General features: G+C 68.3%; 20 protein-coding genes and 1 pseudogene. 16 read left to right on the forward strand and 5 right to left on the reverse strand.

Annotated elements, in window-relative coordinates:
- The first annotated feature begins 134 nt into the window (after positions 1-134).
- The 7 genes and pseudogenes from ACP59X_RS06460 to ACP59X_RS06490 all read left to right on the forward strand — a co-directional run bounded on the left by ACP59X_RS06460 (position 135) and on the right by ACP59X_RS06490 (position 8,741).
- Complete coding sequence (locus ACP59X_RS06460) at positions 135-551, forward strand: hypothetical protein (protein ID WP_428566565.1); 417 nt, start codon at positions 135-137, stop codon at positions 549-551.
- 75 nt (positions 552-626) lie between these two features.
- On the forward strand, positions 627-1,280 hold the full coding sequence (locus tag ACP59X_RS06465; RefSeq protein WP_428566567.1) for a lactate utilization protein: 654 nt from the start codon (positions 627-629) through the stop codon (positions 1,278-1,280).
- 32 nt (positions 1,281-1,312) lie between these two features.
- Entirely contained in the window at positions 1,313-2,029 is a 717-nt protein-coding gene (locus ACP59X_RS06470; RefSeq protein ID WP_428566570.1) for a hypothetical protein, read from the forward strand.
- Positions 2,030-2,208: 179 nt separating this feature from the next.
- Complete coding sequence (locus tag ACP59X_RS06475; protein ID WP_428566572.1) at positions 2,209-3,390, forward strand: hypothetical protein; 1,182 nt, start codon at positions 2,209-2,211, stop codon at positions 3,388-3,390.
- A 152-nt stretch (positions 3,391-3,542) separates the two neighbouring features.
- Complete coding sequence (locus tag ACP59X_RS06480) at positions 3,543-4,745, forward strand: HDOD domain-containing protein (RefSeq protein ID WP_428566574.1); 1,203 nt, start codon at positions 3,543-3,545, stop codon at positions 4,743-4,745.
- A 32-nt stretch (positions 4,746-4,777) separates the two neighbouring features.
- Positions 4,778-6,182 (forward strand): annotated as a pseudogene (locus ACP59X_RS06485) (sigma-54-dependent transcriptional regulator).
- An 87-nt stretch (positions 6,183-6,269) separates the two neighbouring features.
- Positions 6,270-8,741: a CBS domain-containing protein gene (locus ACP59X_RS06490; RefSeq protein WP_428566579.1), complete on the forward strand. Its 2,472-nt coding sequence runs from the start codon at positions 6,270-6,272 to the stop codon at positions 8,739-8,741.
- A 554-nt stretch (positions 8,742-9,295) separates the two neighbouring features.
- Here the strand turns inward: ACP59X_RS06490 and ACP59X_RS06495 are convergent.
- Positions 9,296-10,999 carry a putative bifunctional diguanylate cyclase/phosphodiesterase gene (locus tag ACP59X_RS06495; protein WP_428566585.1) on the reverse strand — a complete coding sequence of 568 codons (1,704 nt, stop codon included), beginning with the start codon at positions 10,997-10,999 and terminating at the stop codon, positions 9,296-9,298.
- Positions 11,000-11,511: 512 nt separating this feature from the next.
- On the opposite strand from ACP59X_RS06495, the gene ACP59X_RS06500 reads away from it, so the two are divergent.
- From ACP59X_RS06500 to ACP59X_RS06510, 3 genes are all read left to right on the forward strand, one after another.
- Positions 11,512-11,694 carry a ferredoxin gene (locus tag ACP59X_RS06500; protein ID WP_323429329.1) on the forward strand — a complete coding sequence of 61 codons (183 nt, stop codon included), beginning with the start codon at positions 11,512-11,514 and terminating at the stop codon, positions 11,692-11,694.
- Positions 11,695-11,902: 208 nt separating this feature from the next.
- Positions 11,903-12,052 (forward strand): hypothetical protein, encoded by a 150-nt coding sequence (locus tag ACP59X_RS06505; RefSeq protein WP_428566589.1) that lies wholly within the window; start codon positions 11,903-11,905, stop codon positions 12,050-12,052.
- A 209-nt stretch (positions 12,053-12,261) separates the two neighbouring features.
- Positions 12,262-13,296: a DUF1786 domain-containing protein gene (locus ACP59X_RS06510; protein ID WP_428566594.1), complete on the forward strand. Its 1,035-nt coding sequence runs from the start codon at positions 12,262-12,264 to the stop codon at positions 13,294-13,296.
- Between the two features lie 560 nt (positions 13,297-13,856).
- On the opposite strand, the gene ACP59X_RS06515 is transcribed toward ACP59X_RS06510, so the two are convergent.
- Positions 13,857-14,717 carry a carboxymuconolactone decarboxylase family protein gene (locus ACP59X_RS06515; protein ID WP_428566597.1) on the reverse strand — a complete coding sequence of 287 codons (861 nt, stop codon included), beginning with the start codon at positions 14,715-14,717 and terminating at the stop codon, positions 13,857-13,859.
- 98 nt (positions 14,718-14,815) lie between these two features.
- Here ACP59X_RS06515 and ACP59X_RS06520 point away from each other — a divergent pair, with 98 nt between their 5' ends.
- Positions 14,816-15,709 carry a LysR family transcriptional regulator gene (locus ACP59X_RS06520; protein WP_428566600.1) on the forward strand — a complete coding sequence of 298 codons (894 nt, stop codon included), beginning with the start codon at positions 14,816-14,818 and terminating at the stop codon, positions 15,707-15,709.
- On the opposite strand, the gene ACP59X_RS06525 is transcribed toward ACP59X_RS06520, so the two are convergent.
- Positions 15,703-16,554: a YitT family protein gene (locus tag ACP59X_RS06525; protein ID WP_428566604.1), complete on the reverse strand. Its 852-nt coding sequence runs from the start codon at positions 16,552-16,554 to the stop codon at positions 15,703-15,705. The genes ACP59X_RS06520 and ACP59X_RS06525 overlap by 7 nt on opposite strands.
- A 134-nt stretch (positions 16,555-16,688) precedes the next feature.
- Here ACP59X_RS06525 and ACP59X_RS06530 point away from each other — a divergent pair, with 134 nt between their 5' ends.
- Positions 16,689-17,399, forward strand: coding sequence for a hypothetical protein (locus tag ACP59X_RS06530; RefSeq protein WP_428566607.1), 711 nt, complete (start codon positions 16,689-16,691; stop codon positions 17,397-17,399).
- Here ACP59X_RS06530 and ACP59X_RS06535 read toward each other — a convergent pair.
- Both ACP59X_RS06535 and ACP59X_RS06540 read right to left on the reverse strand, forming a co-directional pair.
- On the reverse strand, positions 17,389-17,769 hold the full coding sequence (locus ACP59X_RS06535; protein ID WP_428566610.1) for an SH3 domain-containing protein: 381 nt from the start codon (positions 17,767-17,769) through the stop codon (positions 17,389-17,391). The two genes, ACP59X_RS06530 and ACP59X_RS06535, sit on opposite strands and share 11 nt — an antisense overlap.
- Before the next feature lie 31 nt (positions 17,770-17,800).
- Entirely contained in the window at positions 17,801-18,310 is a 510-nt protein-coding gene (locus tag ACP59X_RS06540) for a hypothetical protein (RefSeq protein ID WP_428566613.1), read from the reverse strand.
- 118 nt (positions 18,311-18,428) lie between these two features.
- Between ACP59X_RS06540 and ACP59X_RS06545 the strand changes: the two genes are divergently transcribed.
- The 4 genes from ACP59X_RS06545 to tolA are packed head-to-tail and all read left to right on the forward strand — an operon-like array spanning position 18,429 to position 21,660.
- On the forward strand, positions 18,429-19,175 hold the full coding sequence (locus ACP59X_RS06545; protein ID WP_428566616.1) for an SIR2 family NAD-dependent protein deacylase: 747 nt from the start codon (positions 18,429-18,431) through the stop codon (positions 19,173-19,175).
- Positions 19,176-19,205: 30 nt separating this feature from the next.
- Positions 19,206-19,958: a MotA/TolQ/ExbB proton channel family protein gene (locus tag ACP59X_RS06550; protein WP_428566619.1), complete on the forward strand. Its 753-nt coding sequence runs from the start codon at positions 19,206-19,208 to the stop codon at positions 19,956-19,958.
- 3 nt (positions 19,959-19,961) lie between these two features.
- The gene (gene tolR / locus ACP59X_RS06555; RefSeq protein ID WP_428566623.1) at positions 19,962-20,402 is read left to right on the forward strand and encodes a protein TolR; all 441 of its coding nucleotides are present in this window, start codon (positions 19,962-19,964) and stop codon (positions 20,400-20,402) included.
- Positions 20,403-20,439: 37 nt separating this feature from the next.
- A complete protein-coding gene (gene tolA, locus ACP59X_RS06560; RefSeq protein WP_428566626.1) occupies positions 20,440-21,660 on the forward strand; it encodes a cell envelope integrity protein TolA in 1,221 nt (406 codons plus the stop codon).
- Positions 21,661-21,852 lie beyond the last annotated feature (192 nt).

Here is a 21,852-nt window from a genome sequence, read left to right on the forward strand (position 1 = left end):
TTTTTTTCCAACCCGTTGAAAGGGTCCGCCCCTTGGCCTACAAGATATGACGATCGGCGCGAATCGGCCCCGGGGCCGCGAGGAGCATGACGATGGCAAAGTGGCGCACAGGCGGCCCGGGAGGGGGAGCGGCCTTGGCCCTGGCAGCCTGCCTGGCCCTGGCCGTCCTGGCCCAGGCCTGGGCCGCGCAGCCGGCCACACCCTCCAGGCGTGCCGGCACCTTCTGGCTGGGGCTGACCCGCGAGCAGAAAACCGACCTCGTGCTCGGTATCTTCGACGGCTTCAACCTCAACGAGAATATCCTCTCGATCACGCTCAAAAACGAGTACACCATCTGTTCGGACATCATGGAAAGCATCATGCGCCAGTCCGACGCTTTTTTTTCCGGTATGCCGGCCGGCCGAATCGTCACCGCCCTGGACGGCTTCTATGGCAACAAGAAAAATCGCAACATACCGGTATCATGGGGAATCTGGGTCGTCGTGCGCGAGAACCGCAAGGACCCGACCGTGGGGGAATTTTTAAACGAACTGCGCGCCGCCTATCCGTGAACCTCGCGCCTTGATTTTTTGGGCGGCGTGATTAAAAGGGCTGCGCCGGCCGCGGGTGCGCCGGCGGGAGGAAGCATGCCTTCGCCAAAAGACACCTACTATGCCAAGCGGCTCGAGGACCTGGCCGAGGCCCTGCGCGGCAACCATTTCAAGGCACACGTCGTCCCCGACCTGGCAGCGGCCAAGGCCCTGGTCCTCGATACCATCCTGCCGGAATCGGGGGCCAAATCCGTCGCTTACGGCGGTTCGGCCACACTTGTCGCCTCCGGGTTGCCCGAAGCCTTGGCGAAGCGGCCGGAAATCGCCGTGCTCGATACCCTGGACAAGTCCATCAGCCCGGCCGAAGCCTATGAACGCCGGCGCCAGGCCCTGCTCGTCGACCTGTTTCTCACCGGTACCAACGCCGTCACCGAGGACGGGGTCCTCGTCAACCTGGACATGATCGGCAACCGGGCCTGTGCCATCGCCTTTGGGCCCAAGCAGGTCGTGGTCCTTGTCGGGCGCAACAAGCTCGTGTCGGACTTGACTTCCGCCGTGCGCCGCATCAAGGAATTCGCCGCTCCGGCAAACGCCATCCGGCTGTCGAAAAAAACGCCCTGCACGGCCACCGCCCGCTGCGAGGACTGCGGCAGCCCGGAACGCATCTGTAACGTCTGGACCATCACCGAAAAGTCCTTCCCCAGAGGGCGGATCACGGTGATCTGCATCAATGAGGATCTGGGACTCTAACGTGGCCGTTTGGGCAAAGCGAGGGCGCGGCGTTGGCTTGGAAGAAGATACCTCCCGAAGCGGATTATTTTCATAGCGAACCGGGAACCGATTACTTCATCTGCGAGGAAGGCTTCGTCGTCGAGGGGCGCTACCTGCTCGACGACGGCGCCAACCTGGACAAGGCCATCTGGCCTACCGTCCAAGGCAACCGCGCCTACATCCGGGTGCGGCGCAAGGGTGTGGACAAGAAGTTCCAACTGGTGCGCATTTTTGCCGAACTGTTTCCGGAACTGCTTTCCGGCGAGATCCAGGTGCGTACGCGCAAGGGGCCGTTTAGCCTGCGCGTCGACCCCGACGCCCGCGACGAGGACGTCCCGGTCCGGCCGCCGGCTCCGGCCAAGGCCCGCAAGGAAAAGCCCGTGCGCCGCGAACGCGAGGAGACCGACGAGGCTTTGCCGGACAGCGAGGACGAGCCCGTTGTCGAGGAGGACGAGGACGAGGACGTGTCCAGCCCCGTGCCCGACGCCCGCATCTGCAAGGTCTGCAACCTGCGCAAGCGGACTTCGGAGTTCAGCCCCCGCGATGACATGTGCATGGATTGCTACATGGGCCGCGACGAACTGCTCAAGGAGATCATCGCCCGCCGGCGCCGCAAGACCAAGTCCGCCGCGCCGCGCGTGGTCGAGGAAAACGTCGAGGGCGGCGGCATGGACGATGGCCTCGATTCCTTCGGCCGCATGGATTTCGGCATCAACCTTCCGGAATAGGCTGTTTGCGGCGCCGCTGCCGTGACGTCGCCGGCGTCGGGAGGGCGCTGCGGGCGGCCTGAAGCCCCTCCCGGCGATGTCGCACCGGGCGCTGCGGCGGTTGCGGGGTTGGGGTGTTGCCGCCGTGGGCCGTTGCACGGTGCTTCGGTTTCGCGGCGGTCGCCGCCATCGAGGATGCCATGACCGCACCCGCTCCCGATCCGCCCGCCCGGGGCCATGAACCCGCCCCTGTCGCCGGTTCGCCGGCCGGGGCGCGCGAGGTGGACCTGCTGTTGCCCCTGGCCGCGGCTATCTGCGTGGCCCTGGGCTGGTACGTGGTGCTCGATTACGAGCGGGCCGTGGCCCAGTGCCTGTCCGTGGCGCCGGATCTGGGCGCCCGGGTGCGGGACATGCGGCTGATGATGTCGCTTTTGAGCGTGGGCGGGCTGGGGCTGGCCTTTCTGGCCGGCCGGGACGCCCGGCGCCGGCGCCGGGCCGAGGAAGGGCTGCGCCTGGCCAACGAGGAATTGGCCCGGCTGGTGGACCGGCGCACCAGCGTGCTCATGGACCGCACCAAGGCCCTGCGTGAATCCCGGTTGCGCGAGAAGCTGGCCGAGCGCGAGGCCGAGTCCGCCTTCGCCGCCGGGCGCGACGAGGCAACCGGCACCTACCTGCACGGCGTGGGCAACGCCTTGTCCTCCCTGGAACTGGAACTGCTGCGCCTGACCCGGGCCCTGGACGGGGCGGGGCGGCTCGACGGCGCCTTTGCCGAACTGGCCGGCCGTCTGGAGGCCGGGGACACCGCCGCGGCGGCCAGGGTGGCCGGCGCCCTGCGCGAGGCCATCGTGGCCCGGGCCTTGCCCATGCTGGCCGAACGCACCGTGGCCCTCGGCGAGATCAAGGAGCGCATGCTCGGTGACCTGGAGCGGCACCGGGGCGCCTTCGAGCGCCGGGACCGGGCAAGGCCCCCCCTCGCCGCCGTGCGCCTGGACGAGGAACTCGGCGCCATCCTCGACCGCATGCCGCGTTCGGCCGGTTCCGACCCCGTGGCCCGGGACATCGCCCCGGGCGTGGTGGCCACCGTGCGCCGCCAGCCGTTTCTGGCCGGTCTGGCCGCCCTGTTGCGCCACGTCCTGGACGCGGCCACGGCTGCCGTGACCGTGCGCCTGCGCCAGGAGCCGGACGGGGCCGTCATCTTGGCCCTGGAGGGCGCGCCCGAGGTGGCCAACGATGCCCAGGGGGTGGCGGCATTTATCAATTTCCTCAATGAAAACGGTGGGGCCTTGCGGTATGAGCCCGCCGGGGCTGGCCGGGCCGGGAGGCTCGTGCTCCGGCTCGCTCCCGGTGAAGCCGGGCCGGGCGAACCGGCCGGCCTTTCTTGACAGCCCTATCCAATGCCTTATGATCGCCCGACCAAGAAAAATGGCCGCCAAGGCGCATATGGCGGGAGGCGATGGTCAGGCGCAACGTTTCACAATTGCGGGCGGGGATGGTGCTGGCCGAGGACGTTTTGACGCCCGGCGGACGTTTTCTCATGCCCAAAGGCACGACCCTCGACGGCAGCCACCTCAAGTCCCTGCTGGCCTGGAACCTGCCGGATGTGAGCGTGCTGGAGGCTGCCGCGCCGGCAGGCGAGGCGGCGCCGGACACGCCCGAGGCCTTGGTGGACGAGGCGGCCGAGCAGGCGGTGCGGGAGCGGTTTTGCCACTTCGATCCGGACAGCGAAGTGGGCCGGGTCCTTTTTCCCTTGGCCCTGGATCGGGAGGTCCGCCGCCGGGCGGCCGGGGTGCAGCGGGAGGCTGCGGCCGAGGACGACGCGGCGACGCGGGCCGCCGTGGAGGTGCCGCCGCCCCTGGCCTCGCCCGAGGCGTTGCTTCGCGACGAGCCCAAGCTCGTTTCCCCGCCGGAAGTCTACCAGCGCATCAGTGAGGTCCTGCGCGACCCCACCAGCACGGTGGAGGACGCGGCCGCGAGCATCCGCCACGACCCGAGCCTGGCCGCCAAGCTGCTGCGCCTGGTCAACAGCTCCTTTTACAGCCGCACCATGCGGGCCGTGGGCGGTCGTTTCCCGGCCAAGGTCGACAGCCTGTCCCGGGCCGTGATGGTTGTCGGCGGCCGCCAGCTGGCCACCCTGGCCCTGGGCGTTTCGGTGCTGCCGCTTTTTCAGGACATCCCGCCGCACTGGGTCAACATGCGGGTTTTTTGGGAGCACAGCGTGGGCTGCGCCGTGGCCGCCCAGGCCATCGCCCTGGCCCGGGGCCAGGACGACGCCGAAACCGCCTTCGTGGCCGGTTTGCTCCACGACATCGGTCGCATCGTCGTCTTCAAGCAGGCCTCCCACCACATGGCCGCGGCCATGCGCCGGGCCGCCGCCGAACGCCAGCCCCTCTACGCCCTGGAGCGGGAGACGCTGGGCTTCGACCATGCCGAGCTGGGCGGCGGGTTGCTGCGCAAATGGCAATTCCCGGCCCATCTGGAAAAGATGGTCCGCTACCACCACAACCTCGACGAGCCGCTTTTTCTCGAAGGCCCGGCCGTGATTCACCTGGCCGATTGCCTGGCCACGGCCATGGGCTGGGGCGGCAGCGGCAACCGCCACGTGCCCCCGCTGCACCCGGCCGCCTGGGAGGAATTGGGGCTTTCCGCCGAGGACCTGGCCGCGCTCGTGCCCGGCATGGAGGCGCGGTTGGCCGAAACCATGCACAGCTTTTTTCCGGACAGGGCCGGGCCGCCTTGACGCGGCCCGGGGCTGTTTCCCACGGAGCGCCGATGCCCGCCCGAATTCTCGTCATCGAGGACGACGCGGCCTTTGGGGCCATGCTGACCGAGGCCCTGGCCTCGCGCGGCCATGAGCCGGTCCATGTGGGCTCGGCCGAGGAGGGGCTGGCCCGGGTGCGGGCCGAGGATTTCGACCTGGTCATCACCGACGTCATGCTGCCCGGCATGGACGGCATCGAGGGGCTGTCGCGGCTCAAGGAGGCCTGCCCCCGGGCCGAGGTCATCGTCATGACCGGCTATGCCGCCAAGGAAAAGGCCCTGGAGGCGGTGCGCCTGGGGGCCTACGACTTTTTCGCCAAGCCGTTTTCCCTGGCCGAAATGGAAGTGGTGGTGCGCCGGGCCTTGGAGCGCCGGACCCTGGTCGAGGAGCTTTCCCGGCTCAAGTCGGCCATGGCCGGCGGCCGGCGGCCGGGGGCCGGTCATCGTCGGCCAGTCGCCGGCCATGCGGGCCGTGGTGGACATGGTGCGCCGGGTGGCGCCGTTGGATTCCACGGTGCTGATTACCGGCGAATCCGGCTCGGGCAAGGAGGTGGTGGCCGACGCCATCGCGGCCTTAAGCCGCCGGTCCCAGGCGCCTTTCGTCAAGGTCAACTGCGCCGCCATCCCGGAAAACCTGCTGGAATCGGAGCTTTTTGGCCATGAGAAGGGGGCCTTTACCGGCGCGGTGGCGCTCAAAAAGGGCAAGTTCGAGCTGGCCTCGGGCGGCACCATCATGCTCGACGAGATCGGCGACATGCCGCTTTTCTTGCAACCCAAGCTCCTGCGGGCCGTGGAGCAGAAGCAGATCGAACGCGTGGGCGGCGCCAAGCCCATCGACATTGACATCCGCATCGTCGCCGCCACCAACCAGGACCTGCAAAGCCTGGTAGCCGAGAAGAAGTTCCGGGCCGACCTCTATTACCGCCTGAGCGTGGCCGCCATTCCCCTGCCGCCCCTGCGCGAGCGCAAGGAGGACCTGCCGCTTTTGGCCGCCCATTTCCTGGAGCGCATCAACCCACGGGTGGGCGTCAACCTGCGCGGGGTGTCGCGGGAAGGCATGCAGCTGCTCTACGAGCACGACTGGCCGGGCAACGTCCGCCAGTTGGCCAACACCCTGGAGCGGGCGGCCATCGTCAGTTCCGGCGACGTGCTCACGGCCGCCGACGTGGCCCGGGCCCTGGACGTTTCCGGCCGCCGCCCGCCCCAGGCCGCCCCGGCCGGGCGCGACGAGGCCGGCAACCTGCGCGACACCCTTCAGGACATGGAGCGCAACATGATTTTGTCGGCCCTGGTCAAATCCGGCGGCGTGCAGAAGGACGCGGCCCGCCTGCTCGGCGTAAGCCCGAAAAATCTTTGGAACAAGATTCAGAAGCATCGCATCGAGCCCGTCGAGTACGCCGCCGGCCCGGGGGCCTGACCCGGGCGCGGGCGGCGGCCGCCGCTTGTCAAGGCCGGGAATTTCGGGCATCCGCCTCCCACGCAGGGGCATGCCCGAGGAGGTTGCATGGGCGACAAGCGCCTGGCCGAAATCGTCACTCCCGAAGTGGTCACCATTTCCCCGAAGGCGCCCGTGCGCCAGGGGCTGGCCGTCATGCGCGACCGGGGCATTTCCTGCCTGGTCGTCACCAGCGACGGCCTGCCCGTGGGCATCGTCACCGAGCGCGACATCCTCTGGGCGGCGGCCCACCGGGGCGAGGACTTCGCCGAGCGCTGCATCGCCGACCTCATGACCGCGCCCGTGATCACCGTGGCCGAGGACACCATGGTGGTCGAGGCCTACAACCTGCTGGCCAAGAAACGCCTGCGCCACCTGGTCATGGTCGACGCCGGCGGCCGGGTGCGCGGGGTGCTCACCCAGTCCGACCTCATCGAGCGCCTGGGCTACGACTCCCTGTCCGAGATCAAGCGCATCGACTCCATCATGACCCGCGAGGTCGTGACTTCGCCGGGCAACGTCACCGTGCGCGAAGCCGTCGCCCGCATGGCCGAGCGCTCCATCTCCTGCCTGATCGTGGCCCGCGAGGGCCGGCCGGCCGGCATCATCACCGAGCGCGACGTGGTGCGGCTTTTGGCCGAAAACCCGCGCCTTGGCCGCCTCAAGCTCTACGACATCATGAGCTGCCCGGTGGTGTGCGCCGAGGCCGACCGGCCGGTGTACGAAGCGGCCATGGTCATGAAAAAGCGCCGGGTGCGCCGGCTGGTGGTGGTCGACGACGACCGCCGGGTGCTCGGGCTCGTCACCCAGACCGACATCGTGCGGGGCCTGGAAAGCAAGTACGTGCGCACGCTCAAGTCCGCCCTGGCCGAGAAGGACGAGGCCTTGCGGGAGGTCGGCCGGTCGCTGGTGGAAAAGACCATGTTCCTCGACAACCTGCTGCGCAGCGCCGAGATGGGCATCGCCGCCGTGGACGAGAGCTGGCGCGTGACCTACGTCAACCCGGCGGCCGAGGGGATTTTCGGCGAACGGGTCGAGCGGCTCGTCGGCCGCGACATCCGGGAGATCCACATCCGCCAGGGCGTGGAGCGCGCCGCCCTGGAGCGCGGCCTGGACGCCGTCTCGCCGTTTCACAGCCACGACTTCGTTTTTTCCAGAAGCCGGCTGGGCGAACCGCGCCGCTACGTCGCCCGGGTCTCGGGCATCTTCGACAAGGAAGGCACGCCCGGCGGCTACGTGCTCATGGTGCGCGACGACACCGACCGCTGCCTGGCCGCCGAGAGCCTGGAAGTGCTCACCCGCAAGCTCGAACAGCTCGTGGTCGAACGCACCAGCGACCTGTCGGCCCAGGCCCGGGAGCTCGAGGAGGCCAACGAGCGCCTGCGCGGCCTCGACGAGATCAAAAGCGCCTTTCTGTCGTCGGTTTCCCACGAACTGCGCACGCCCCTGACCTCGCTTTTGGGCTTCTCCAAGCTCATCGCCCGGGATTTCGGCCGCCACTTCCGGCCGCTGGCCGGTTCGGACCCGGACCTGGCCCGGCGCGGGGCGCGCATCGAGGAGAACCTGCGCGTGCTGTCCAGCGAGGGCGAACGCCTGGCCCGGCTTCTCAACGACTTCCTCGACCTCTCGCGCATCGAATCCGGCCGCATGGAGTGGCGCGACCGGCCTGTGGCGCTGGCCGAGGTGGTGCGCGGCGCCGTGGCCGCCGTGTCCGGGCTTTTCGCCGCCCGGCCCGAGGTGGACCTGGAGATGCGCCTGCCCGAGGTATCGCCCGTGGTCCTGGCCGATCCGGACCGGTTGGAGCAGGTGCTCTTAAACCTCATCGGCAACGCGGCCAAGTTCACGGCCGTGGGCGCGGTGACCGTCAACCTGGAGGCGCCGGCGCCGGGGCTGGCCCGGGTGACCGTGCGCGACACCGGCCCGGGGATCGCCGCCGAGGACCGGGAACTCATTTTCGACAAGTTCCGCCAGGTGCGCCGCGACCCCGAAGGGTCGGCCCCGGCCAAGGGCACGGGGCTGGGCCTGGCCATCTGCCGGGAAATCGTCACCCATTACGGCGGCCGCATCTGGGCCGAGCCGGCCCCGGGCCGGGGGGCGGCCTTCGTGTTCGAACTGCCGACCACGGAAAACCCGGATGTGGCGGCGCCGGCCTCCCCGACGCGCAGCCTGCGCCGCGACAAGCACCTGGTGCTGGTGGTGGACGACGACCCGGCCGTGTCCGCCTTCCTCATCCAGTTCCTGGAAGGGGAGGGCTACCGGGTGGCCGCCGCCCATGACGGCGAATCGGCCCTGGCCGCGGCCGAGCGGCTGCACCCGAGCGTGATCACCATGGACATGGCCATGCCGGGCATGGACGGCCGGGCGGCCATGGAGGCCTTGCGGCGCGACCCGGACCTGGCCGCCATCCCCATTTTGGTCATTACCGGCCACGGCGACGCGCCCAGCCAGGCCGCCGACGCCGTGCTGCGAAAGCCCCTGGACCCGGACAAGCTCCTGGTCGCCATCGGCGAGCTGCTGGCCCGCCGGGAGCGGCAGGGCTGACGCCGCCTCCCCGTCCGTCGCCCCGCGCGGGCACCGGCGTTGCGGCCACGGGCCGACGGGGCTTGCACCCGACCCGGTGCGCCAGTGCCATTCGCTTGCAACTGCTGGTCATCCCGCCGGGGCGCCGGAGCTTCCGTCCGGCCGGCGCTCGCGTCCGGCTCGGCCCGCCAGAGCCCTACGCCCGCGGCCAGCCGGCCGCCCCGCCGGGGCACCTGCCCTCGACCCGGGGCGCAAATGCCATATGCCTGCATCCAGCGGGCTGTCCCACGGGGCGCCGGTCCCCGGTTTCCTCGTACGGGCGCCCGGCCGGCCCTTTACTGTGGCCGGTCCGTGCTTATAGTAAAGTTGTAAGGGGGAATGTCTCCCCTGCACATATGGGAGCAACGGCAACGGAGGGGTGGGCGAAATAAGCGGCAAAGCCCATAGCGACGCGCGACGAGGCGCAGATTTCCGAGATTCGCCAGGCGTATGAGGAAGAGTTCCCGAAGCAAAGCTTCGGAACCGGCTGTGTAAGCAGCTCCCGCGCCGACGGCGAATCTCTTTTTGCGTCGCCTTCAGGCGGCCGTGCCCGGCGGCTGGCCCCAGCCGCGCCTGACCAGTTCGTCGAGGTCCTCGCCCGGGATGGGGCGGGAGAAATAAAACCCCTGGGCGCTTTCGCAGTGCAGGTCGGTGAGCGCCTCGCGGTGGGCATCGAGCTCCACGCCCTCGGCCACCACTTCCAGCCCCAGCTTGTGGGCCATGGCGATGATCGTGCGCACGATCTCCATGTTCTGCTCGGCCTCGTTCATGTTGCCCACGAACGACCGGTCCACCTTGAGGCTGTCGAAGGGGAAACGCTGGATGTAGGACAGCGACGAATAGCCGGTGCCGAAGTCGTCGATGACGACCTTGACCGACAGGGCCTTGAAGCGCTTGATGGTCTCCACGGCCTCGTCGGCGTTGTCCATGAGCACCGACTCCGTGAGCTCCAGGCGCACCAGCGACGGATTCATGCCGGTCTCGGCCAAAATCGCCGCCACTTCCTCCACGAAATCCGGGCGCTTGAACTGGCGGCCGGAAATGTTGACGGAAAGCGTCAAATTGGCGGCGTCGGGATTGCCCCGGCCCAGGTCCACCATGCGCCGGCAGGCCTGGCGCAGCACCAGCGCCCCGAGTTCGTTGATAAGCCCGGTCTCCTCGGCGATGGGGATGAATTCGCTTGGCGCGATGAGCCCCTGGCTGGGGTGCTTCCAGCGGGCCAGGGCCTCGACGCCGGTGATGGCGCCTGTGGAAAGCGAGACAATGGGCTGGTAATGCACCGTGATTTCGCCATGTTCCAGGGCATGGCGCAGGGCCATCTCCATTTCCATGCGCCGCTGGGTCACCACGCGCAGGCCGGCGTCGAACAGGGTGTAGTGGTCGCCGCCGTGTTCCTTGGAACTGTACATGGCATTGTCGGCGTCGCGCAGGACCTGGTCGGGATGCTCGTAGGCCGCCGAGCCAAGCACCACGCCGATGCTGCACGTGACGAAGATTTCCTGCTTTTTCAGGCGAAACGGCGCGGCCAACTGGCGCAGCACCGTGTCGGCCATGGCGCTGGCCTCGCTGATGCCGGTCACGTCGTCCACCAGGATGGCGAACTCGTCGCCGCCGAAGCGGGCCAGGGTGTCGGCCTCGCGCAGCAGCTTTTGCAGCCGGTTGGCGATGATCATGAGCAGCCGGTCGCCGGTGACGTGGCCGAAGGTCTTGTTGACGAGCTTGAAGCGGTCCATGTCCAGGTACAGGACGGCGTAGAGGGCCTCGGGGTTGCGCTTGAGCCGCTTGATGGACTGGTCCAGGCGATTGAGGAACAGCGCCCGGTTGAAAAGGCCCGTGAGGGTGTCGTGGAAGGCGTCGTGGAGGATGTGCTCCTCGAGCTGCTTTTGCCGCGAAATGTCGCTGAGGATGACCAGGGCGCCCAGGCGCGGGCCACGCAGCGGCGTGACGCACAAGGCGCGCCAGGTGGGGTTTTGCGGCCGGCCGCAGGGCAGGTCCATCTCGTAGCGCGGCACCAGGCCGGCCAGCACCGAGGCTAGGCCCTCGCGCACCCCCGTGGCCGCGGCCGTGGCCAGCAGCCTGTCGCAATAGGCGGAAAACGGCCGCCCCAAGACCTCGCCGTCCTCGATCTCGCGCAAAAGCTCCAGGCAGGACGCGTTGGCCGCCATGACCAAACCGGCCGCATCCAGCACGGCGGCATGGGTGGGAAGGGATTCCAGCAGGTCCACGGAGTCTGGCAGCATGCTATCCGTTCGCTCTTGTTGGCCGCTTGGGTGTCCTTTTTGCCTGCAACGCGAAAAAGATGTACGGTTTTTGAAACCGACCGTCAAAGGCCAATTGGTTGCTCAACCGGGAGGCCGAACAGGTGGGGCCGGTTCCCTCACCGAAGAACGGGACCGCTTCCGGTATGCTCCGAGATGCCGGAAAACAATTTGATTATTTAATATATTGCCCATAAATCGCGTTCTGGCCCGTTCTTGACTTTTCGTTTGCGCCCCGTCATAGACGAACTTCCTGGGCGGCGTGCCTTGCCCGGGTGTCGCTGCGGCAGGCCTTTTCGAAGGCTGGCCGCCGACAAGGACGCAAAGCGGACGGGCTTTTTCCAGGGTGAACGCTCTCCCTGGAGCGGCTGAGGGTTTAGTGGAAACATCCTGGTAACATAGGCTTTCAAATTTAGCCAGGCGCTGCTCGGGAACCTTCCGCAAGGGAGGCAGGGCATGGTGGCGTCGGGCCAAACCTTGCAGGAGGACCGGACATGGCCATTGCTATTGACGACGATGCGTGCATGGGTTGCGAAGCGTGTGTGGAAACCTGTCCTGACGCGTTCGAGATGAACGGCGACGGCGACAAAGCCATCGTGAAAGACGCCGACATCGACGCGGATTGCGTGGACGAAGCCATCGACGCTTGCCCGGCCGAAGCCATCAGCAAATCCTGAAGTTGACCGTCCCTCCAGGGACGAACCCGCGCCGGGCAGCCGGCGCGGGTTTTTTTATGCGCTGCCGGCTTTTCGGCTAAGCCTGGGGCACAGGCGGCCGATAAGACCCGTGAAGGCCTCCCCGTCCGGAGGGAGGAGACTCTCAAAAAGGAACGCTTCTTGCTTATGATAAAGCGTCAGGGGGCTCCCCCCCGTCCGAGGTGGCATTATGAAGCGACTGCGCAACTACCTGCAACACCGGCTCAATCCCGTGCATATGTACTGCCGGTTGTTGGATATCGGTCTGGCCAGCGGCAGTGCCCGGCGCGTGTGCTCCGTCTACGAACGCTTCATCTACAAAGGCCTGCTCTTCCATTAGGAGCCGATTTTCCTCGTTTATGTCGGTAACCGGCCGCGTCGCTCCCCCACGGCGCCGCGGCTTTTTCATGCCCGGCTTCCCCCGCCCCTGTGTGCAATTTTTTCCCTCCACCATCACGCATTGAGTCATTTTTGTAACCAACCGACCAGCCTTGAGCCGCGCCCCGTTTGCGCGTAATAGCCGGCGCCAGCCAAAACAAGGAGGCGTCGATGCCCGAACGCGCGCTGTGCCTGGACATCGGGTCCGGTACCCAGGACGTCTATTACCACAACCCCGACCTCGAACCGGAAAACTGCCCCAAATTCGTGCTGCCCGCCCCGGCCCGGCAGGTCGGTGCCCGGCTGGCCGCCCTGACCGGGGCCGGCAAGCCCGTCTACCTGTGCGGCTGCAACATGGGCGGCGGCTTTTTCAAGGCCTTCCGCGCCCACCTCAAGGCCGGCCTGGCCCTGGCCGCCCACCCCGAGGCCGTCTGGGCCCTGACCGACGACCCGCAACGCCTGCGGGAAACCACCGGCGTCACCGTCACCGACCAACGCCCCCCCGGCTACGTGCCCCTGCCCCTGGCCGATTACGAACCCGGCTTCTGGCAGGCCTTCCTCGCCGCCGCCGGCCTGCCCCAGCCCGAATTGGTCCTGGCCTGCGCCCAGGACCACGGCCTGCACCCCGGCAAAAGCAGCCGGGAAGGCCGCTTCAAACTCTGGGAACGCTTCCTGCGCCAGGCCGACGGCCGCCCCGAAGCCCTGGTCTACGAAACGCCGCCCGTCGAACTCACCCGCCTGGCCACCCTCCAGCGGTCCATCGGCGGCGGCCCCGTGGCCGATTCCGCCGCCGCCGCCGTGCTAGGGCTGCTCACCGACCCGGCCGTCAAGGCCAAAAGCGCCGAAACCGGCGTCATGCTCGTCAATATCGGCAACAGCCATACCGTCGCCGCCCTCGTCTACCGCCAGCGCATCCACGGCATCTACGAACACCACACCGGCATGCTGCCGGCCGAGGAAGTCTGGAGCGACCTGGAACGCTTCCGGCGCGGCGCACTGACCAACGCCGAAGTCTTCGACAAGGGCGGCCACGGCTGCCTCACCCTGCCGCTGCCCCAGGGGGCCGGCATCTTCCCCCATACCTGCGTCATCGGACCCAAACGGGCCATGCTCGCCGGCTTCGATGTCGATTTCCCCAGCCCCGGCGGCGATATGATGCTCACCGCCTGCTTCGGCCTCGTCCACTGGCTGCGTACGCGGCGTTAGCGGCGCGTGCGGGAGGGGCGTTGCCCCAGGCCCTATCGGGGCTTCGCCCCGGACCCCATCGGGGCTTTGCCCCGAACCCCACCAGGGCGTTGCCCTGGACCCATCGGGGGGCGTCACGCCCCCCGAGCCCCCCGGTCGGCTGTGGCCGGCGGGAAGGGCTGCGGTCACCGGTACGGTGGACGTGTGCGGCGCGAAGATGCGAGGCCGGAATTGCGCCTTTCGATGCCGTCGCTGCGCTCCCGGCTCGAAAGGCGCAATTCCGGCCTCGCCCAGCCGTCGGCCCTGCGGGCCGAGGGGGGTGGAATTTTTTGCTTTGAAAGCCTCTTGAAGGCATTCGAAGGTTTTGATTCCAAACTGCGCGCTTCGCCAAGGAGAAGACCCTGGCGTAAGCGAAGGGATTTTATTCTTTACATGCGGCGCTTCGCCGCGACCACCACGACCGACGCCCCGCTGCCCGACGTTCTCGACCACGTCACCACTCGCCCCGTCGGGGAGGTCCAGGAGGGGATCATCCCCTCCTGGCCGCCGGAGGCATTCCTACCGCCTTCATCCTTCATCCCTCATCCCTTTGCCGAAACCTCCGCGAACGCTTCCCGAAGCGCCGTCAACCCGTTCAAGGCCGCCGGGAAGCCCGCGTACACGGCCATCTGGATGACGACTTCGACCACTGCTTGGCGCGTCATGCCAACGGCCAGGGCGGCCTTGGCGTGGACCTTGAGCTGCGGCGCCATGGTGCCTCGGGCGGTTGCCGCCGCGATCATGGCGATTTCCTTCTGGGCCGGCGTGAGGACGGTGCGGGCGATGACGTCGCCGTAGGAGAAGTCCAGGATGAAGCCGGCCATGTCCGGGGCGATGTCGGCCAGGGCGTCGAGGACGGCCTGGCCGGCGTTCTGGCTGGTGGTGGCCAGGGCGGCCAGGCCCACGGCGTGCCGGTCGGCCGGGGCGGGGGCGGGGGTTGGGGTGAAGTCCGGGCGTTTTTCCGCGAACACCTCCCGGGCGGCGGTGATGGCGTTGAGCCCGGCCGGGAAGCCGGCGAAGACCGTGGTCACGTAGATGACGTCGATGACCTGCTGGGGGGAAAGCCCGGCGGCCAGGCCGGCTTCGATGTGGAAGCGCAGTTGCGGCGCGGCGTTGCCCAGCGCCGTCAGGGCGGCGATGGTGGCGATTTGCCGCGAGGCCGCGTCGAGCCCGGGCCGTGTGAAGACGTCGCCGTAGCCGAATTCCACGACGAAGCGCCCCATGTCCGGGGCGATGTCGGCCAGGCCGTCCTGGACGGCCTGGGCCTTTTCCGGGGCCAGGGCGCTAAGCGCCCGCCAGCCGCGTGTGAAACGGTCGTTCATGGTGTCCTCCGCGAGTGGGGCGGTTGCGGTCAGGGCCAGGGCCAGGATGGCCAGTAAGCCGGCAAGGGTTTTGCGGGTCATGATCGCCTCCCCATGGGGTTTTGGCCAAGATAGAGGTGTCTGATCGATAGGTGAAATACAAATTTACAACATCATTGATATGTGAAAAATATTGATTCATGGAATTGCGGGATTGCCAGTGTTTCGTGGCCGTGGCCGAGGAGTTGCATTTCGGCCGGGCGGCGGCCCGGCTGGGGCTGGCCCAGCCGCCGCTGAGCCAGCGGATCAAGGCCTTGGAGGCGGAGGTCGGGGCGAAGCTTTTTGCGCGCACCAGCCGCAACGTGGCCCTGACGCCGGCCGGGGAGGCCTTTGGGCGCGAGGCCAGGGCGGCCCTCGACGCGGCTTCGCGGGCCGCCCAGGTAGCCAGGCTGGTCGCCTCGGGACTGGCCGGCCTGGTGACGGTGGGGTTCGTCAATCCGGCCATGGACGCGTTTTTGGCCGCAGCATTGGCGGCATTTCGGCAAAATGCCCCGGAGGTGGAGCTGGTCCTGCGGGAGATGGGCACCCGGGAGCAGTGCGAGGCCCTGGCCGCCGGCCGGCTGGATGTGGGCTTTGTGCGCCATGTGGGCCGCGACGTGCCCGGCGCGGTGCTGACGGTGGTTTCGCGCGAGCCCTACATCCTGGCCTTGCCGGCGGGGCATGCCCTGGCCGCTCTGCGCCGGGTGGAACTGGCCGCGCTGGACGGGCTGCCGCTGCTTGTGCCGCCGCGCGGCCAGGCCACCGGTTTGCGCCGGGCGGTCGAGGCGGCCTTGGAGCGGGCCGGGGCGCAGCCGGTCGTCGTCCAGGAGGCGGCCTCGAAATTCACCATGCTGTCACTGGTGGCAGCCGGCGTGGGGCTGGCGTTTTTGCCGGCATCGGTGCGGGTCTGGAAGCGGACGGGCGTGGTGTTCCGGGCGCTTGCACCGGGGTTGCCGCCGGTGGAACTGGCCGCGGCCGTGCCGGCGGGGCGGGAAAACGCGGCCGTTGGCCGGCTGGTGGCCTTGGCGCAAGCGGCCCGGGGCGGCGCTCAGTAGACCTTGCGCCGGGCAAAGCCTTCGCCGAGGACGTTGAAGGTGTTTTCCACCACGAAAAAGGCGGTGGGATCGTGGTCGAAGACCAGTTCTTCCAGACGTTTGATCTGCACGGTGTTGGTGATGGTGAGTATCACCCGTTTTGATTTTCCGGTGTAAGCGCCTGCGCCATGCAGGAAAGTCGCCCCGCGTTTGAGGCTGTGGATGATGTCGTGGGCGATGACGTCGGCCTTGTCGGAAATGATGAAAACCATCTTTCTTTGGTTGAAAAGCGACAGAAAATAGTCCATCACTTTGGCGTTGGTATAGGACAGAATGACGGAGTACAAAACCAGGGTCGGCGCGTAAAAGGCCAGACCGGCGGCGAATACGGCCAGGTTGAAGAAGAAGTTTAACTGGCCGATGCGCAGGTCGTATTTCTGGTTGAGCCAGATGGCCAGGATGTCCGTGCCTCCGGCCGAGCCCAGGGAGCGCAGCATGATGCCCGAGCCCGCGCCCATGACCGCCCCGCCGAAGATGGCGGCCAGGAGCGGATCGGGGATGAGCGTGCGCTGGGGCAGGTACTGCATGCAAAGGCTGACCATGCCCATGCCGAACAGGGTGTAGAGGATGAACCGCCGCGACAGGCTGCGCCAGCCGAGGATCATAAGCGGCACGTTGCACAGAAAATAGAGCAGGCCCGGCCCGAAAAGGCCCGTGAGGTAGTAGCAAAGCAGGGCCACGCCCGAGACGCCGCCGGACATGAGCCCCTGGCCCAGGACGATGGTGTTGACGCCGCCGCTGTAGACGGCCGCGCCGAAGGTGAGCAGCAGCAGGTTCCAGGTGACGGAACGGATGGTTGTTGTCATGGGGGTGTGTTGCGCCGGCGCGTGCCGCCGGACGAGAGGATTGTTGCCAGGTGGGCGCGCTGGGTGTAGCCCAAGGAGAGTCGGCGTGCAAGGGCAGTGACGGCGCGCGGACCGTTTCCGGGAGATTCGCAGGTATGGACGACCTTGTCAGCCATCTGGAAGCCGCCTTGTGGTCGTTTTTGGGCAAGGCCGCCGATTTCTGCCTGGAGGCGGCGGCCGCCGCCGGGCGCAAGGCCGTGGAACTGGCGGCCGTGGTGGCCGGCTGGGTCAACGCCCTGGCCGCCAAGGTCGCGGCCGTGCCCTTGTGGCTGTCCATCCCCGGGGGGCTGCTGCTGGCCGGGCTCGTGGCCGCCTACCTGCTGCGCCAGCGCCTCTACGATCGGCTGCTGGTCTACCACGACATTTTCCTCAAGCGCCAGGGGTTTGCTCCCCGGCGACTGACGGTGCGCCGGGGGGCGGTACGCGAGGAACGCCTGGTCATGGCCCGCGAGGTGCCCCTGCCGCGGCGTTTCGCCGGCATCGCCGTCTTCGAGGCCGTGCCCGGGCTCTATGCCGTGGCCTACGACCTGGCCGACGGGACGGCCCGGGAGGTGCGCCTGTACCGCCGCGACCGCCGGGCCGGGCTCGGGGCCATGGGCGAGGACCTGGTGCGCCATTTCCGGGCCAATGTCCGCATGCTCCATGCCGACGGGGAACTGCGGGCGCTTTTTGCCATCCTCGATGCCCGGGACGCCGATTTCGCCGCCAGCCGGCCGGCCCTGCCCGGCGAGGCGGACAAGCCGGCGGCCCGCGGGCTCGTGCGGGCCGCCTGGACGGGCAAACGCTCCTGCCGGACTACGGCGTGAGCTGGCGCAGCGGGACCCAGCCCTCCAGGGGCGAGCCGGGCACGCGCACCAGCACGAAAGGCCCCTCGTAGGCCTGGACACGCACGGGCGTGCCCCGCGACAGGGTGGTCACCGGCGGACAGCCGTCGCCGGGGCAGGTGCGCAAGGTGACGAAGCGCCGGGCCACCTGCTTGAGGTTGGGGTCGTAGGGCGGCGCCACGACCACGGGCGGCGGATAGGCCGGTCGCGGCGGCGGTGGCGGCGGCAGGGGGCGGCAGGCCCCGGCCGACCAGAAATAGCCGGGCGGGCAGATCGGCTGGGCCACGGCCGGCCCGGGCAGGGCGGCCAGGACGGCCACAAGCAAGGCAAGGCACGAAAAACGTCGCGTCATGACAGTGTCCTAAGCGGGTTGCGGGGCAGCCCTAACGGGAGTTGGCCCGGGTCGTGCAATTGACGAACTGGGCGTTGCAGGCGTTGTAACACATGTTGCGGGACTGGCCATAGGTACGGGCATTGCAGTTGTTGCTGCACACGGCCTGGCGCTGGTTGCAGCGGGCGATGGCATTGGCCCGCGCCCGGTCGGAACGTCCGGGGCGCGGCGTCACGGCGGCCGGCGGCACCACCACCGAGCCCGGCGGCGCCATCACCGGCGCGCCGGGTTGGACCACGGACGGCGCGGGCATCGGGGCCGGCCCCTTGGGCATGGGCTGGTTCGGGGCGGGTTTCGGCGGTTTTTGGCCCGGCTGCATGGGTTGCCCCGGCTGCATGGGCTGGCCCTGCTGCATGGGCTGACCCGACGGCATGGGCTGGCCCGGCGGCACGGGCTGGCCTGGCGGTGGGGCCTGGGCCAGGTGAAGCGGTTCGGCGGCCAGGCTCGCCACGGGCAGGGCCAGGAGCGCCAGAACGGCCAGGGTGCAAAGGGAACGTCTCATGGGCATTGACCTCCTGCATCGGATGGGAACACACGATGGGCGATAGGTTGTATACGCCAGGGCCGGGGAAAAAACAGCCTGTTTTTCCGGCCCGGCGAAAGCCGGGGGAGGCTCGGGCGTGAAGGAGGCCTTGCAACGGGCGGCCCGGCTCCTGTCGGGGGCGAAAAAAGCCGTGGCCCTGACCGGGGCCGGCGTTTCCGTGGCCAGCGGCATTCCGGATTTCCGCAGCCCCGGCGGGTTGTGGGACCGCTACGACCCGATGGAGGTCGCCTCGTCCCGGGCCTTGGCCCGTTCGCCCCGGCGGGCCTGGGAATTCCTGCTCGACGCCATTGCGGTCGTCGGCCCGGCCCGGCCCAACCCGGCCCATCTGGCCCTGGCCCGGCTCGAGGCCGCGGGCCGGCTGGCCGGGGTGGTGACGCAAAACATCGACGGCCTGCATCAGGCGGCGGGCTCGCAAAACGTGGTGGAATTCCACGGCGGGCTTGGCCGCTATTTCTGCAACGGCTGCGGCCGGGACCATGATCCGGCCCGGGCGCTTGCCCTGACGCGGCGGGACATTCCCTGGCTTTGCGAAGACTGCGGCGGGGTGGTACGTCCCGACATCGTGTTTTTCGGCGAGGCCATTGCTCTTGACGCCCTCACAAAAAGCGGTCAATTGGCCTTGGCCGCGGATTTGATCATCGTGGCCGGGACATCGGGGGAGGTCGCCCCGGCCAACCTTCTGCCTCGGGAGGTCAAGGCCAGGGGCGGGGCTGTGGTGGAAATCAATCTCGGGGAAAGCGCCTACAAGGGCCTGTCCGACGTCACGATCGCCGCCCCGGCGGAGATCGCCCTGCCGGCCTTGGCCGACCTCGCGCTAGCCTAACCTCTTAACATTTCCCACAGGTGGGTTGCAATGGACGCGCTCACGCCGCATGGCGGTTTATGGGCCATGATGGCCAATGCCACGCCGACGGTCATATTCGTCTTGTGTATCCTGGCGTTTATGTCCCTCGGTTGCTGGAGCATCATTTTCGTCAAGCTGTTCACCCTGACCGCGGCCAAGCGTGACACGGCCAGGGATTACACCCGCTTCCAGGAAGCCGACTCCTTGCGCGCCGCCATGCACGCCCTGGGCCAGTCGCGCCAGTCGCCGGCCTTTCACGTCGGCCGCATGGCCTTCGAGGAGCTCGTGCGCATGGAGCAGGCCGACCTCGACCCGGCGGAAAAGGGCCACATCGCCATGGACAACATCCGCCGGGTGTTGCGCCAGGCCGTGTCCCAGGAGCTGTCCAAGCTGTCGAGTTCGCTGTCCTTTCTGGCCACCAGCGCCAACGCCACGCCCTTTATCGGCCTTTTCGGCACGGTCTGGGGCATCATGAACTCCTTCCACTCCATTGGCCTCATGCAGTCCGCCGCCCTGGCCGCCGTGGCCCCGGGCATCTCCGAGGCCCTGGTCGCCACGGCCATTGGCCTGGCCGTGGCCATCCCGGCGGTCATCGCCTACAACTTCTTCCTCGGCTACGTGACCACCATCGAAAGCGAACTGGTCAATTTCGCCGGCGCGTTTTTAAACCGCATCCAGCGCGAGGTGACCTGGACCCCGCGCGAGGCCCGCGAGGCGGCGCCCGACGCGGCGCGCCGCCGGGCCGCCGCCGAGAGGTTCTAGGCCATGGGCGCCCAGGTCGGCGGCCGCGGCCGCGTGATGTCGGACATCAACGTCACGCCCTTCGTGGACGTGATGCTGGTGCTGTTGATCATTTTCATGGTCACGGCGCCCATGATGACCCAGGGCCTGCAGGTGGACTTGCCCCAGACCCGCTCGGTGAGCGTGCTGCCCAAGGAAAGCGACGCGTTGGTGCTGACGATCAAGGCCGACGGTGCGCTTTTCCTCGACAAATACCAGGTGGAATTGGGCGATCTCGAAGGGCAGGTGCACCAGCTGGTGACCAACCAGAAAAAACAGCTGTTCCTGCGGGCCGACCAGGCCGTGCCCTACGGCACGGTGGTGCGGGTCATGGGCCTGGTCAAGGCGGCCGGCGTGGACAAGCTCGGCGTCGTGGCCGAGGAAGAAAAGACGGCACCGGCCGGGCCCGCCGCCAAAAAGAAATAGGAGCGGGGGACCGTCTGTCCCCCGCAACGAGTGCCCCATGCGCGTTCTCGGCTGGATATTTTCCATCTTCCTGCACCTGACCGTGGTGCTGGCCAGTCTCGTCTTCGTCAATCTCGAGCCGGTCAAGTTCCAGCTCAACGTGCCGGTCTACGAAGTGGACCTGGTTTCCCTGGGCGCGCCCGGGCTGCCGCCCGGCGAGGCCGGCCTGCCGCCGGGTCCCAAGGGGCCGGGCGACCGGCCCGAACCCGGCCCCCCCGAGCCGGCCGGCGGCGACGCGGGCGGCCCGGCCGAGGCCGAACTGCCCGAACCGGCCCAGGCGCCGCCCACCCCGGCCAAGCCGGCCGCCCCCGAGCCCGTGGCCGCCATCCCCCGCGCCCCCGAGCCCGAACCCAGCCGCCCCGAGCCCAAAAAGCCCGAGCCCAAGCCGGAACCCAAACCCGAGCCCAAAGCCACACCCATTCCCACGGAACAGGCCAAGCCCGAGCCCAAGCCGGATTTCAAAAAACTCGAAGAGGCCACGAAAAAGGCCGAGGACGCCAAGAAGAAGATCGAAGAGGCCAAAAAGCTCGAGGAAGCCAAGAAGGTCGAGGAGGCCAAGAAGGCCGAAGACAAAAAGAAGGCTGAAGAGGCGAAAAAAGCCGAGGACGCCAAGAAAAAGGCCGAGGAGGCCAAGAAGGCCGAAGACGCCAAGAAAGCCGCCGAAGCCAAGAAGGCCGAGGATGCCAAAAAGGCCGCCGAGGCGGCCAAGGCGGCGGCCGCGGCCAAGGAAGCCTCGGACAAGAGCACCCTGGCCCAGGCCCTCAAGGATGCCAAGGCCAAGGCCGGCTCGGGTTCGGGCTCCGGTTCGGGGTCCGGCACCGCCAAGGGCGAGGCCGGCGGCGATCCCCTGGCCAAGGCCCTGGCCGATGCCCGGCGCCTGGCCGGTGGCGGCGGCGGTGGCGGCACGCCCGGCGGCACGGGCGGCGGCGGTGGCGGCGGCGTGACCATGGGGGTCTACGCCCAGATCGTCAACCGCGAGGTCAAAAAGAACTGGCGCTTCCCGCAAAGCGGGGCCAAGCAGCCCCTTGTGGCCGTGGTCGAGGTCCACATCGACAAGGACGGGCGCATCCAGAACTACCGCCTGGTCCAGTCCTCGGGCCAGCCCAATTTCGACGCCTCCACCGTCAAGTCCGTGGCCGAGACCGACAGCCTGCCAGCGCCGCCGGCCGGGCTCAACGTCCTGCAACTGCGCTTCAGTTCCCAGGAACTCGGCCGCTAACCAGGTCCCTTGGCAACGGCGGGCGTCTTTGGGGGAGCAGGATTTTGCAGGCGGTGTGGCCGCGAAATGGGACAGGCTTTTCATCGAGGGTCGGCCAGGTGGCGCGCCGGCCGCAGGCACCGGGCAGGGCGGCCTGGGCGCGGCCGGCCGGTCGGATGGACGGGCCTTGGAAACGAAGGGGCCTGCGCCCGG

The organism is Solidesulfovibrio sp. DCME, assembly GCF_049995385.1.
In the GTDB taxonomy this organism is placed as follows: Bacteria; Desulfobacterota; Desulfovibrionia; order Desulfovibrionales; family Desulfovibrionaceae; genus Solidesulfovibrio.